The organism is Goekera deserti, assembly GCF_010685995.1.
Taxonomy (GTDB): Bacteria; Actinomycetota; Actinomycetes; order Mycobacteriales; family Geodermatophilaceae; genus Goekera; species Goekera deserti.
In genome coordinates this window covers 119,489-131,283 of the sequence record NZ_JAAGWK010000015.1, presented here as the reverse complement: position 1 = coordinate 131,283, position 11,795 = coordinate 119,489, and the positions used below count along the sequence as shown (strand labels likewise).

Sequence of the window (11,795 nt, the reverse complement as noted above, 5' to 3'; positions counted from 1 at the left end):
GGGGTGCGTCCCCGGTCGGTCCGGCTTGCCGGGGACCTCGCCAGCGGCGACGATGCAGACCCCGCGGTCTCGCCGTACGCGCTGCCGAGCAGCGCGGGAGGGCGGACGACGAGACGAGGCGGCGTGAGCACATCGGCCGCAGCGTCGCGGGTCGCAGACATCCTGGCCTCGCTCGTCGCTGGAGGTGCGGTGGACTCCTGGCCCGACCAGCTGGTCACCGCCTGCCAGCGGTCGACAGGCGTCTCCGGGGTCGGGCTGGCACTCCTGACCCGGGAGGAGGCAGGCGGCGTCCTGGCAGCCACGGCCGGTCCGGCACGGCAGCTGGAACGCCTGCAGTTCAGCGTCGGCGAAGGGCCCTGCATCGACGCCGCGCGCAGCGGGGCGCCGGTCCTGTGCCCCGACGTGGCCGGGCAGGGTTCGGCGCGGTGGCCGGCGTTCGGGCCGGGCGCCGTCGCCGCCGGTGTCCGGGCCGCGTTCACGTTCCCCCTGCAGGTGGGGGCGATCGGCATCGGGGTGCTGGACCTCCACCGCGACACCCGGGGCCCGCTGAGCGATGCGCACCTCGCAGAGGCACTGGCCTACGCCGAGGCGGCCGTCACGGTGGTGCTGCACGTGCAGGACAGGAGCGGCTCCGCCGTCGCCGGGCCGGACGTCGTCCCTGCCGTCGGCGGCCGGACCGGCGAGGCCCCGTGGCCCCCGGCCGCTGCCGACTCCCCGCTGACGAGCGTCCTCAGCGGGCGTGCGGTGGTACACCAGGCAACGGGCATGATCTCGGTGCAACTGGGGGTGCCGCTGGCCGAGGCGCTGGCCCGGCTGCGCGCTCACGTGTACAGCCGGTCCCAGTCGATGGAGGAGGTCTCCGAGGACGTGGTGGCCCGGCGCCTCCGGTTCGACCACACGGACACCGGCGTCTCGTCGTCGCCGACCGGGGGGTCGGGGCGTCTGCCGGACCAGGAGCTACCGGACGACGACACGGACCGCGGAGGTCCACAGCCCGATGACGACGGCACCAGGCACAGGAGCTGACATGACCGCGCGCGACACACTGATCGCCGACACGTTCGTCGAGCTGGCCGACACCCTGGTCACCGGGTTCGACGTCATCGACTTCCTGCACACGCTGGTGGACCGCGCCGTCGAGCTGCTGGGCGCCGACGCCGGCGGCATCATGCTCGCCGACCAGCGCGGCGGGCTGGAGGTCCTGGCAGCCTCCGACCACGCGACGCACCTGCTGGAGCTCTTCGAGCTGCAGCACGAGGAAGGGCCGTGCATGGACGCCTTCCGCACCGGCCAGCAGGTGGTGGTCCCGGGTGTGCGGGAGATGCTCGCGTCGTGGCCCCGGTTCACCCCTCGCCTGCAGGCGGCCGGGTTCTCGTCGGCGCAGGCGATCCCGATGCGGCTGCGGACCGAGGTCATCGGCGCGCTCAACCTGTTCCGCGCCGCTCCCGTCCCGCTGAGCGAGGTCGACGTGCGGCTGGCGCGGGCCATGGCCGACGTGGCGACCGTCGGGCTGCTGCAGGCCCGGGCGATCGCCGCGCGTGACGAGCTGGCGGAGCAGCTGCAGGGCGCGCTGAACACCCGGGTGATGATCGAGCAGGCCAAGGGCATCATCGCCGAGCGGACCGGGGTGGACGTGGCCGAGGCCTTCGTCGTGCTGCGGACGCACGCCCGGCGCACCGGGACCTCCCTGTCGCAGCTGGCTGCCGCGGTCATCGCCGGCCGGGTGCTGCCGTCCGTGACCGCACTGCGACAGGGGATGCCCCCCGAGGCCCGCTGAGCAGCACCCGTCGCGCGGCCCCTGCCGGCACCACCGGCGCACCGGACGCGACGGCGGCCTCTCGGCTGGCGCCGACCGGGAGGCCCCCCTACAGTGACGGCAGGCGCCAGTGCGGCGCAGGTGGCCCCGGACCCGGCGACCCTCGATCGAGGGGACGGGTCATGAGCGGTACCCAGGTGGTGGACCGGGCGCAGGACGTCTCGGTCGCCGTGCACGTGCAGGAGCCGGGTCTCACCACGGTGACGGTCGTCGGCGAGCTGGACCACAGCAGTGAGTCGGTGCTGACCGCCGCCCTGGCCGAGGCGTGGGACGCCTGGCCGGAGTCGGTGACGGTGGACCTGCGGGAGGTCACCTTCGTCAACGCGCGGGGGCTGGCCTGCCTCCTGAGGACCAGCAGGACGAGGAGCGCCCGCGGCGCCCGGCTGGTCCTGCAGTGCCGTCCGGGGCTGGTGGCCCGGCTGCTCGTGCTCGTCGGACTGGCACGGCACGTCGAGGAGGTCCTCGCCACCGACCCGGCGCCGGCCCGGTTGGAACTGGTGAGCACCCCCGGCCCGGACGGCGCGACCCCGGCGCCGACCCGTCCACGGCTGTCGGCGGTGAGGGCGACCGGGGCCGAACCGGTCCAGCCCGGCGCGTACCCGGGCCTGCGCGCGCTCCCCACGCCGGTCGTGGACCGCCCCGCGACGGCAGCCGGACCGTCCACGACCCCGCCGCCGTCCCGCTGCCCCGCGGCTGCCGGCAGGGCAGCACTGGTCGCGCTGGACCGGGCGCTGGCCGGGGCGGGAGGCGATGTCGAGTGCACCCGCCGCGCGGTCCTCGACCACGTCCTCCAGGCCGTGCCCGGCGCCCAGCACAGCAGCCTCACCACGACGGCTGCACGCAGGTCACAGGGCGACACCATGTCCAGCAGCGCCGCCGCTGCCGACCTGGCCGCACTGCAGCGCCGCAGCGGTGAGGGCCCGGTGCTCGACTGCATCCGGGCGGAGGCCGAGGTCTACACCCGCGACCTCCACGCCGACCAGCGCTGGCCCCTGCTCGCGCGACGCGCGGCCCGCGGGGCAGCGCACAGCCTGCTCACCTTCCGGCTCGAGCACGAGGGGCAACGACTGGGGGCGCTGAGCATGCACAGCGACCGCTCCGACGCCTTCGGCACGGACGCACGGGAGCTGGCCGGTCAGCTCGCCGCCCGGGCGGCCACCGGCCTGGGCAACGCTCAGCTGAGGCGGGCGCTGCACAGGGCCGTGGCCAGCAGGGACGTCATCGGGCAGGCCAAGGGGATCCTGATGGCGCGTCACGGGCTCACCGCCGACCAGGCCTTCGACGTGCTCGCGCAGGTCTCCCAGCAGCGCAACACGCCCGTCGTCGACCTGGCGGAGGCACTCGCCCGGACCGGGCAGCTGTGAGCCGGCGACGGGACGCCGGCGCCCGGCTCGCGCAGGCACTGACGCCGACGGCCGGTGGTCGGCCGATGACCCGTCAGGGGCCCGGCGTCGACGGCACCCACGAGCCTCGGACGCCCGGGCAGGCGCACGTGCTCGTCGCGCACGACGGCGGGCCGCGCGCGGGCCAGGTCGCTCCCGTGCCCGCGCACCTGCTCGCCGGGTGGCTGGTCTACGACGGACCCGTCTGGATGGGCGTCTACGGTCGCTCGGACCCGCCGCAGGTCCTGCCCACGGACGCCGGCGACGCCGAGGTCTGGACGGTGTGCCAGTGAGGCCGGCGATCCAGCACGTCGGCAGGCTCGCACCGGGCGACGTGCCCGGCGACCTGCCGGGTCGGACTACGCCAGGGCGTGCGCTCTGCCGACGACGGGGAAGTCCTCGTACAGCTCGCGCAGCGCGGTGGGCAGGTCCCGGGGAGTCCTGACGGTGTGCCGGAGCGTGGCGTCGGCCAGCATCTTGGCCGCGAGGTAGCGCTGCCACAGGGCGTCGTGCGCGCGGCGGACCTCGCTGGACGGCAGGCCGGCCAGCTCGTCGTCGGAGAGCACGTCCACGGCGAAGCGGTCGAAGGCGGCGGGGCCCGCCGCCGCGCTCGACGCGGAACGGCCCGGCTCGGTCATCCGCCAGACCGGCGTGTAGCCGGTGGGGTCGAACGACCGGCGGCGGCCCAGGTCACGGATCGCCATCCCCCAGCTGCTCCACTCCTCGTTCTCGTGGGGCATGGCCGTGGCGATGTCCCCGTCGACGAACGTGACGTCGTCGAGCTGCTGCTCGGGGTCACGGGTCAGCGGGATCATGCTGATGTCCACCCCGCCTCCGGGCGCCGGGTCCCACAGGAGCAGGAGCGCCGCCACCGGGCCCACCGAGCGGAGCGTGAAGGCCGCCGCGTCGGGGTCGTGGTCCCAGAAGCGCATGAGCATGGCGGACTCGGTCTCGATCGGGAAGGCGCAGTACGCGCGCGGGTCGTCCCAGGTCGCGAAGACCACGTCCAGCACGCCGTGGTGCAGCGGCCCACCCGTGGGCGGGACCTCCTGGATGCCGACGTTCATGCCCCCGAAGCCGCGCTCGTCCGGGGCGATCAGCCACTCGGCGAAGACGTGGTAGACCGACCAGTGGAGGTACTGGGTCTGGTCGAGCTGGTTCCAGGACCAGTCGAACAGGAGTGGATCCACGTCGGTGACCCGCGTGCGGAACCGGACCGGCGAGAAGGGCTTCAGCGCGTCGCCGTCACCGAGCCGCCGGTGGCAGTCGCGCCACCCGCGCGAGCCGACGGCGAGGTCGAGCAGCGCGTCGGCCGTCTCCCGTTCGTGCAGGTACTTCTCGCGCAGCGCGACGTAGTCGGTGACGTGGGTGCGCTGCAGGTCCGGGTCGTCCATCGGGTCGTCTCCTCGCTCGGCGGGCTGGTGGAAGGCGGGGTGCCGCTCGGTGGCCAGTCTGTTGAGCGCATCTCGGAACGACAAGCAATGCTTTTCACCCGATACCGTTTAGCATCACTTCATGATCGCTCTCGATTCGCTGGGTGCACTGCGAGCCGTCGGCGTCCTCGGGTCCGTGGTCCGCGCCGCGGACGAGCTGGGCTACACCCCGTCGGCGGTCTCGCAGCGGATCAAGCGACTCGAGCGCGAGGTGGGAGTCCCGTTGCTCGTCGCGTCCGGGCGGGGCGTGGTGCTGACTGCTGCCGGGCGTGCCCTCGTCGAGGCTGCCCCGGAGGTGTTCATGGCGCTGGAACGCTGCGCCGAGGTCGCCCGCTCGGTCGGGCAGGCAACTCCGGGCGGCACGGTGCGCGTGGCGGCCTTCTCCGCGGCCATCCGGGGACTGCTCGCGCCGGCGATGCCCCGCCTCTCGGCGCAGTACCCCGACCTCGTCCTGCACGTCGAAGAGGCAGACCCCGTCTCGGGCCTGCACGCTGTCGAAGCCGACCAGGCCGATCTCGCCCTGGTGCACGACGACGACCTGGCGCCCCCACCGGCCTCGTTCCTGACCCGTCGCCGGGTGCACACCGACGGGGCGGACGTCGTGGTGGCGCGCACCCACCCCCTCGCCCGCCCGGGTGCCCCGCTGCAGGTCGGCGACCTCGCGGCCCACCCCTGGGTGGTGAGCCCGGTGGGGACGGGGAGCCACACCTCCTTCCGGCGGCTGTTCGCGGCCGCACCGAGCGGCCCGCGGGTGCGCCACGTCGTCGACGACGTGTCGGCCCAGCTGTCGCTGGTCGCGGCCGGAGCGGTGGTCGCGATGATCCCGCGGCTGGCCCGTCCACCGCTGGGACCGGAGCTCGCCGTCCTCACCGTGCCCGCGGCGCCGTCCCGGGAGGTGTACGCGGTGTGGCGCAGGAGTGCCGACGCCAGCACGGCCGTCCATGCCGTCGTCGCGGCGGTGGGTGGCGCACCCTGACGGACGACGAGGCGCCGGCGGCAGGTGAGGCCGTGCCGGCGCCGACGGGCCGCGGACCGGTGTCGGTCCGCGGCCCGTCGGTGCGATCGGTCAGCCGACGTGCACCCCGCCCCGGGCGGCGTCGGCTGCGTCCTCCTTGCTGACCCGCACCATCAACCCGGTGATCACGGTGGCCAGCAGCATGATCGCGGTGGCCACCGCGAAGCCCAGCGCCCAGCCCGACGTCAGTGCCTCGTTGACCTGCTGCAGGAACGCCGGGTCCTGCGGGGCGACCGTGGGGGTCATGGAGTTCGTGCGCGCCGTGCTGACCGCGGTGAGCACGGCCAGGCCCAGCGCGCCGCCGACCTGCTGGCCGGCATTGAGCATCGCCGAGGCGATGCCGCTGTCCTCGTCGGGCACCCCGGCGACCGCGGCGCTGGTCAGCGCCACGAACGCCAGGCCCATGCCCAGCGCCACCAGCGACAGCGCGGGCAGCAGGGTGCCGGCGTAGGTGGAGTCCGGCGCGATGCGGGTCAGCAGCGCCAGCCCCGCGGCGGCCACCGCCGTCCCGCCCATCAGCAGCGGGCGGGGGCCGACCCGGCCGATGAGCGTCGAGCTGATGGCCGCACCCACACCGATGAGGAGGGTCATCGGCAGGAACGCCAGCCCGGTGCGGATCGGGCCGTAGCCGAGGATGCCGCCCATGTAGATCGCGAGGAAGAAGAAGATGGCGAACATGGCTGCGCCGATGGTCAGCGACGCGATGTCCGCGCCGAGCACGCTGCGGTTGCGCAGCAGCCGGGTCGGCAGCAGCGAGTGCTCGCGGCGCGCCTGGATGACCGCGAACGAACCGAGCAGCACCACCGCCACCGCGAAGGCCAGGTAGGTCTCGGTCCGGGCCCAGCCGAGCTCGGCCCCACGGACCAGGCCGTAGACCAGCGCCACCAGACCACCGGTGACCGTGACGGCACCGGCGACGTCGAACCTGCCCGCGGACTCGTCCCTGCTCTCGGGCACGAAGGCACGGGCCCCGAGGACGGCGACCAGCGCGATCGGCACGTTGACCAGCAGCACCCACCGCCAGGAGAAGTTGGCGGTCAGCACGCCACCGAGGATCAGGCCGACGGCGGCGCCACCGGCGGAGATGGCGGCCCACAGGCCCAGGGCACGGTCCCGGTCGCGGCCCTCCTGGAAGACCACGGTCAGCAGCGACAGCGCGGCCGGCGCCATGACGGCACCGCCGAGGCCCTGCGCGGCGCGGGCGGCGATGAGCATGGCCTCGCTCTGCGCGAGGCCACCGACCAGCGAGGCGACGGCGAACAGCACGGCACCGGCCATGAACAGCCGGCGGCGGCCGAACCGGTCGGCCAGCCGGCCACCGAGGAGCAGGAACCCGCCGAAGGCCAGGGTGTACCCGTTGACGACCCACTGCAGGCTGGCCTCGGTGAAACCGAGGCCGGCGTCCCGGATGTCGGTGAGGGCGACGTTCACGATGGTCGCGTCGAGCACGATCATCAGCTGGCTGATCGCGAGCACGGCGAGGGCGAGCCAGCGGACGTCGCGCCCGCCGGGCACCGGTGGTGCGGTGACGGGAGCGCCGGGCTCCGTGCGTGCGGGATCGGAGATCGAGGACATGCCGGGGACGACCCTTCGTTCGTGTGACTCAACAGCCGTTGACCATGAGGTTCGGACGGCTCAACGGCCGTAGAGTCGATTCCATGCCCGGATCGCCAGATGTTCACCGACTCACTCGGGACGACCGCCGTCAGCGCAGCGAGGCCGCCATCCTGGCAGCGGCCCGGCAGCAGTTCGCCGACGCCGGGTTCGAGCGCACGACGATCCGCGGCGTGGCCTCGGCCGCCGGGGTCGACCCGGCGCTGGTGATGCAGCACTTCGGGTCCAAGGAGGCCCTGTTCGCGGCCGCGACCCGGATGCCCGACGAGCCGGTCTGGGGCCCGGGCACGTCGGCTGCCGACGTGCCGCGGCTGGCGATCGAGGAGGTGCTCGACCGCTTCGAGGACGAGGAGGGCCGGGACACCGCGCTCGCCCTGGCCCGCAACTGTCTCACCCACCCCAGCGCGACGACCGCCGTGCGCGACGACGTGATGTGCGACCGGATCAGCACGATGGCCGGGGTGATCGGCGGCGACGACGCGGAGCTGCGGGCGGCGGTGCTGAACGCCTGCCTGATGGGCGTGACCATCGCGCGCTACCTGCTGGAGCTCCCACCCCTGGCGAGCGCCTCCCGCGAGGACGTCACCCGGCTGCTCGAACCCGCCCTCGCCGCCCTGGTCACCGCCCCGGACGCCGACTGACCGGGGACCCGGCGCTCACCTGCTGACCGTCATCCCGCGCTTGCGCGACAGGTAGGTGGACAGCCCGATGGCGACGAGCAGCGCGGCGCCGTTGAAGACCGGGTCCACCCAGCTCGCCACCCCGGCGAGGGTCAGGCCGTTCACGCTGAAGGCGACGAACAGGACCCCGATGACGGCACCCAGCACATTGGGCCGGCCCGGCGTGATCGCGGTGGCGCCCAGGAAGACCGCGGCGAGGGCGGGGAACAGCAGTGACGTGCTGCCCTCCACGGTGGCGCTGCCCGTGCGGGCCACGATCATCGCCCCGGCCAGGCCGGCGACGGCACCGGCGATGAGGAACGAGCGCATGGCGACGGACTCGACGTCGACGCCGACGAGCCGGGAGGCGTGCGGGTTCGCCCCGACCGCGGCGAGCCGACGGCCCAGCGGCGTCTGCGTCAGGACGTACCAGACGACGACGGCGGCCAGCGCGACCAGGAAGAGGATGCGGGGCACGCCGAACCAGGTCAGCGACCCGAACGCCGTGAGGCTGGGCGAGATCCCGGTGACGATCGCCACCGAGCCGGTGTACCACTGGACCAGCCCGCCCAGCAGCGTGGCCATCGCCAGCGTGGTGATGAACCCGTTGAGCTTCAGCCGCGCGATGAGCACGCCGTTGACCAGCCCGACGAGCAGCCCCAGTGCGATGCCGACCAGCACCGCGACGAGCACGGGCAGGTCGTGGTCGGACATCGCCGAGGCGGTGCCCACCGAGGCCAGGGTCGCCACCGCGGCCACGGAGAAGTCGATGTAGCCGGCGACCAGCGGGAACAGCAGCGCCAGCACCAGCAGCGTGACGACGGACTGCTCGCTGAGGACGGTGCGGATGTTGATCAGCGAGATGAAGGTGTCCCCGCCCTCGGGCATGAGGGAGAAGACCACCAGCAGCAGCACGAGCAGCGTGGGCAGCGCGAACCGCTCGGCGTCGTGCACGGAGGGCCGGCGCCTCCGCGCGGGCGAAGCGGAGGCCTCCTGCTCGCCGGGCGCGATCTTCTCGTCGGCAACGCTCATGAACCGATCACCTGTTCTGGGGAGTAGGCCAGCTCGACGAGCCGGCCGGCGGAGAGTTGTGGACCGGAGACCTCGGCGACCAGTCGACCGCCGCGCAGGACCACGACGCGGTCGCACAGGTGGGCGAGCTCGTCGAAGTCGGAGGCGACGACGACCGCGGCCGTCCCGGCGGCGGCTGCCTCGCGCAGCTGCCGGTAGATGTCGGCCCGCGCGACGACGTCGACCCCCTGGGTGGGCTCGTCGAGCAGGACGACGGCGGGCCGGCGGCGCAGCCAGCGGGCGAGCACCGTCTTCTGCTGGTTGCCGCCGGACAGCAGGTCGAACGGGGTCTCCACCGACGCCGTCCTGATGCCGAACCGGTCGACCAGCTGCTGGGAGTCGCGCACCTCCTGCCCCCGCCGGCTGCCCAGCCGGTGGAAGTAGGTGCGCAGCACCGCCGCGGACAGGTTCTCCCGGACGGTGAGGGCGGGGAACGAGGCGTGGGCGCGCCGGTCCTCCGGCACGAACGCCAGCCCGGCCTCGATCGCCTGGAGCGGGGACCGCAGCACCACCGGTCGCCCGGCCACCGCGATGCTCCCGCTGCGCAGTGGCAGGTCACCGAAGACCGCACGGAGCAGCTCGGTCCGTCCCGACCCGAGCAGCCCGGCGACGCCGACGATCTCGCCCCTGCGGACGTGCAGGTCGACGTCGTGCACCAGGCCGGCGCTGACACCGCTCAACGTGAGCGCCGGGTCGTCGTCGGCGGGACCGACCGGCTCGGGGAACAGGGACTCCACCGGGCGTCCGGCGATCAGCTCGACGACCGCGCGTTCGTCGACGTCGGCCGTGGTGACCGTGCCCACGCGCCGGCCGTCGCGCAGCACGGTGATCTCGTCGGTGAGGGACAGGACCTCCTGGATCCGGTGGCTGACGTACAGGATCGTGGCCCCGCGGGCCACCCGTCGGCGCAGGGCGTCGAGCAGGACGTCGACCTCGTGCTCGGGCAGGCTGGCCGTCGGCTCGTCGAGCACGAGCACGGACGCCGGCGCACCGTCGGCGCCGCCACCGTCCTCGTCGTCCTGGAGCGCGCGGGCGATGGCCACCATGGTCCGGTCCGAGGGGCGCAGCGCGGCCATCGGTGCGTCCGGGGCGACGGAGATCTCGAAGCGGTCGAGCAGGTCCTGGGTGTAGCGGCGCAGGGCGCGCCAGTCCACCCGACCGCCCGCCGCGGTGGGGAAGCCGCGCGCGAGGGCGAGGTTCTCCGCGACGGTCATCCGCTCCACGATGCCGATGTCCTGGTGCACGAACCGCAGCCCGGCGTCGCGAGCGGCGATGGGCGACCACTGGTCGAGGTCGTGGACCCGCCCGGACAGCTGCAGCTCGGCCCCCCGGTCGGGGGTGTAGACGCCGGCAAGCACCTTGATCAGCGTCGACTTGCCCGAGCCGTTGCCGCCCAGCAGGGCGTGGGCGGTGCCGCGCCGGACGGTGAGCGAGACGTCCGCCAGTGCGCGGGTCCCCGGGAACGTCTTGGACAACCCCCGCACCTGCAGGGCCACACCGTCCGGCGCGGGCATCAGGAGACGCCCCAGGCGGCGCGGTAGGCGGCGCGGAAGTCGACCTTCTCCACGAGCTGCCCGCCCTCGATGCCGTGGTCGGCGTCGACGAGCTGGAACCCGAAGCCCTGCGCGACGGGCTGCTCACCGGCGAAGATGCGGTTGAGGTCGTCCACCGCGCCGTAGCTGCTCCACGCGAAGGGCAGGCTCACCGCGGCGTCCTGGCCGCCGGAGCCCTCGGCGATCTGCTCGACGTTCGGGGGCAGCGCCTCCCCGCCGATGACCGCCAGCTGGTCCGTCCGGCCCGACGCGGCGATGGTCTGCGAGATGCCGGTCAGGAAGAACGAGTCGAAGGTGACGTAGGCGGCGTTGGCGTCCGGGTTCTGCACGAGCGCGGCCTGGAACTTGGCCGGCAGCTTGCCGGTCGCGATGTCGGCCCCGGCGAACGGGATCGTGACGACCTCGCAGTCACCGCACTTCTCCAGGCCTCGCTCGAAGCCCTTCATGACGTGCGCGGCGCCGGCCTGGCCCTCGTAGTCCATCGCCAGGATCTTGGCCTTGCCGTCGGTCTGGGCGATGATCCAGTCCGCCCGCGCCTCCCCGGTGGCCTCGAGGTAGGTGGCGTTGTCCGGGTAGGCCGACGACGGCAGCACGGAGTGGGCGAACAGCGGGTCCGTCCCGCCGAGCAGCGGGTCGTCGCAGTCGATGCCGCTGATGTTGATGACGGGGACCTTCGCGGTGCTCGCCTCGATGAGGCCCTGCTGCATGTTCGCGCAGTCGATGCTGAAGGTGAGGACGCCGTCTGCTCCGGCGGACAGCGCCTGGCGCAGGCAGGCGCCCTGGGCGCCGCCGGCGTTGAACTTCCCGTCGCAGACCTCCATCTTCCAGCCCAGCGCCGTGCCCGCCTCGACGGCGGCGTCCCCGCCGAGCTTGCAGCCGAGCGAGGCCTGCGCGCAGGTGACGACCCAGACCTCCTTGCCGGCGACCGGGGCGGGAGAGGTCGTGGGCGGCTGCTCGGCCGTCCCGTCGTACCACGCCTGCAGGGCGTCGACGCCCTGCTCGCCGCCCGCGGCGCTGGACGAGCCGGCCGGCTCGCCGGCCGCCGTGTCGGCGGACTCACCCGCCCCGCAGGCGGTCGCCAGCGCGGCGACGGCCAGGACGGCGAGAACTCTCCGCATCCGAGTCAGTCGGGGGGCGGGCACGATGGGACTGTGCACTGTCATCTCCTCGGGAGTGCCACGTTCCAGATCAGCGCGGCAGGGGAAGTCCTGTCACCGGTGCAGGACCGATGAGCGGAAAGTAGTGATCCGAG

At 73.9% G+C, this 11,795-nt stretch carries 11 protein-coding genes; 6 read left to right on the top strand and 5 right to left on the bottom strand.

The annotated features are described in order from the left end of the window. Positions 1–123 precede the first annotated feature (123 nt). From G1H19_RS11610 to G1H19_RS11595, 4 genes are all read left to right on the top strand, one after another. Entirely contained in the window at positions 124–1,026 is a 903-nt protein-coding gene (locus G1H19_RS11610; RefSeq protein ID WP_162392168.1) for a GAF and ANTAR domain-containing protein, read from the top strand. Between the two features lies 1 nt (position 1,027). Continuing rightward, complete coding sequence (locus G1H19_RS11605; RefSeq protein WP_152731061.1) at positions 1,028–1,777, top strand: GAF and ANTAR domain-containing protein; 750 nt, start codon at positions 1,028–1,030, stop codon at positions 1,775–1,777. A gap of 161 nt (positions 1,778–1,938) precedes the next feature. Beyond that, positions 1,939–3,180: an ANTAR domain-containing protein gene (locus G1H19_RS11600; protein ID WP_152731060.1), complete on the top strand. Its 1,242-nt coding sequence runs from the start codon at positions 1,939–1,941 to the stop codon at positions 3,178–3,180. 65 nt (positions 3,181–3,245) lie between these two features. Beyond that, positions 3,246–3,491: a hypothetical protein gene (locus G1H19_RS11595; RefSeq protein ID WP_152731059.1), complete on the top strand. Its 246-nt coding sequence runs from the start codon at positions 3,246–3,248 to the stop codon at positions 3,489–3,491. A 66-nt stretch (positions 3,492–3,557) separates the two neighbouring features. On the opposite strand, the gene G1H19_RS11590 is transcribed toward G1H19_RS11595, so the two are convergent. Next, on the bottom strand, positions 3,558–4,676 hold the full coding sequence (locus tag G1H19_RS11590; protein ID WP_152731058.1) for a hypothetical protein: 1,119 nt from the start codon (positions 4,674–4,676) through the stop codon (positions 3,558–3,560). A 37-nt stretch (positions 4,677–4,713) separates the two neighbouring features. Here G1H19_RS11590 and G1H19_RS11585 point away from each other — a divergent pair, with 37 nt between their 5' ends. Then, complete coding sequence (locus tag G1H19_RS11585) at positions 4,714–5,607, top strand: LysR family transcriptional regulator (RefSeq protein WP_152731057.1); 894 nt, start codon at positions 4,714–4,716, stop codon at positions 5,605–5,607. 90 nt (positions 5,608–5,697) lie between these two features. Here G1H19_RS11585 and G1H19_RS11580 read toward each other — a convergent pair whose 3' ends face one another. Beyond that, complete coding sequence (locus tag G1H19_RS11580; protein WP_152731056.1) at positions 5,698–7,221, bottom strand: MFS transporter; 1,524 nt, start codon at positions 7,219–7,221, stop codon at positions 5,698–5,700. Between the two features lie 83 nt (positions 7,222–7,304). On the opposite strand from G1H19_RS11580, the gene G1H19_RS11575 reads away from it, so the two are divergent. Further along, positions 7,305–7,901 (top strand): TetR/AcrR family transcriptional regulator, encoded by a 597-nt coding sequence (locus G1H19_RS11575; protein WP_152731055.1) that lies wholly within the window; start codon positions 7,305–7,307, stop codon positions 7,899–7,901. Between the two features lie 15 nt (positions 7,902–7,916). Here the strand turns inward: G1H19_RS11575 and G1H19_RS11570 are convergent, their stop codons facing one another. Genes G1H19_RS11570 through G1H19_RS11560 form a run of 3 tightly spaced genes read right to left on the bottom strand, consistent with a single transcriptional unit; the run spans position 7,917 to position 11,685 of the window. Continuing rightward, on the bottom strand, positions 7,917–8,951 hold the full coding sequence (locus tag G1H19_RS11570) for an ABC transporter permease (RefSeq protein ID WP_152731054.1): 1,035 nt from the start codon (positions 8,949–8,951) through the stop codon (positions 7,917–7,919). After that, entirely contained in the window at positions 8,948–10,504 is a 1,557-nt protein-coding gene (locus G1H19_RS11565) for a sugar ABC transporter ATP-binding protein (protein WP_152731053.1), read from the bottom strand. The genes G1H19_RS11570 and G1H19_RS11565 overlap by 4 nt, the downstream gene beginning before the upstream one ends. Then, on the bottom strand, positions 10,504–11,685 hold the full coding sequence (locus G1H19_RS11560) for a sugar ABC transporter substrate-binding protein (RefSeq protein WP_152731052.1): 1,182 nt from the start codon (positions 11,683–11,685) through the stop codon (positions 10,504–10,506). Before G1H19_RS11560 ends, G1H19_RS11565 begins: the two co-directional genes overlap by 1 nt. Positions 11,686–11,795: the final 110 nt, after the last annotated feature.

What these genes read in the sequence shown, in the direction of transcription:
- G1H19_RS11605 (WP_152731061.1), top strand. Translation starts at nt 1,028, where the DNA reads ATGACCGCGCGCGACACACTGATCGCCGACACGTTCGTCGAGCTGGCC.
- G1H19_RS11600 (WP_152731060.1), top strand. Translation starts at nt 1,939, where the DNA reads ATGAGCGGTACCCAGGTGGTGGACCGGGCGCAGGACGTCTCGGTCGCC.
- G1H19_RS11595 (WP_152731059.1), top strand. Translation starts at nt 3,246, where the DNA reads ATGACCCGTCAGGGGCCCGGCGTCGACGGCACCCACGAGCCTCGGACG.
- G1H19_RS11585 (WP_152731057.1), top strand. Translation starts at nt 4,714, where the DNA reads ATGATCGCTCTCGATTCGCTGGGTGCACTGCGAGCCGTCGGCGTCCTC.
- G1H19_RS11580 (WP_152731056.1), bottom strand. Translation starts at nt 7,221, where the DNA reads ATGTCCTCGATCTCCGATCCCGCACGCACGGAGCCCGGCGCTCCCGTC.
- G1H19_RS11575 (WP_152731055.1), top strand. Translation starts at nt 7,305, where the DNA reads ATGCCCGGATCGCCAGATGTTCACCGACTCACTCGGGACGACCGCCGT.
- G1H19_RS11570 (WP_152731054.1), bottom strand. Translation starts at nt 8,951, where the DNA reads ATGAGCGTTGCCGACGAGAAGATCGCGCCCGGCGAGCAGGAGGCCTCC.
- G1H19_RS11565 (WP_152731053.1), bottom strand. Translation starts at nt 10,504, where the DNA reads ATGCCCGCGCCGGACGGTGTGGCCCTGCAGGTGCGGGGGTTGTCCAAG.